This window comes from Sphingomonas sp. Leaf10, assembly GCF_001421245.1.
In the GTDB taxonomy this organism is placed as follows: Bacteria; Pseudomonadota; Alphaproteobacteria; order Sphingomonadales; family Sphingomonadaceae; genus Sphingomonas.
The window spans coordinates 14,470-15,103 of sequence record NZ_LMKE01000031.1; the positions used below are offsets into that span (position 1 = coordinate 14,470).

Genomic DNA, 634 nt, shown 5'->3' on the forward strand with positions numbered 1-634 from the left:
CTCACCGCCGCGCTCCCGTCAGCCGCATCCGCCGCCACGGTCGCCACAGCGCCCCCACCGCCGCCGGTGGCGCGGCGCTGGCGGTCCGCTGATCGAACAGATGCGCGACCAGCAAGACCACCCCCTGCGCCACCGCCGCCGGCACCGCCTCCCAACTCGCGGCGATCCCGGCGGTGAAGTGCACCGGACTGGCCGCCGCCATCCGCACCCAGCCGGTGCCGTCGCCATCGATATCGATCGCCACCACCGGCGCTACCGCGACGATCGCGCGGACCGGCCCCACCGGCAGCGCCCGCCACTCGCCCCCCGCCGCCATCATCGCCTCATGGTTCCGCTCGATGATCGCGGTCCCGGTATAGGTCTCGGCCAGCGCCAGCGCGCTCGCCGCCAGCCGATCGATCACCCCATCCTCGGCAGTCCCGGTAATCCGCAGATAGTCCCGCGCCGCCGCGCGCACCCCCGCGATCGCCGCCGCCGGAAAAGGCGCTGCGCTCATAGAAATCTCCCGTTCTTGATCCGCCTCCCGACGGATGGCGGTGCCGGCCTGCCTGCTCCCCTCCCTGGAAGGGAGGGGCCGGGGGTGGGTTGGCCCGCGAGGAAAGGTCACGCCCGCCCACGGACCTACCCCCCCCCC

Annotated in this window: 1 protein-coding gene; it reads right to left on the bottom strand. The window is 74.1% G+C overall.

Annotation, left to right across the window (positions count from 1 at the left end; genetic code table 11):
• Position 1 precedes the first annotated feature (1 nt).
• Complete coding sequence (locus ASE59_RS15345) at positions 2-496, bottom strand: hypothetical protein (RefSeq protein ID WP_056458201.1); 495 nt, start codon at positions 494-496, stop codon at positions 2-4.
• Between the last annotated feature and the right edge of the window lie 138 nt (positions 497-634).

Bases quoted from the DNA above. Each gene is read 5' to 3' on its own strand.
- ASE59_RS15345 (WP_056458201.1), bottom strand. From the start codon at position 496: ATGAGCGCAGCGCCTTTTCCGGCGGCGGCGATCGCGGGGGTGCGCGCG.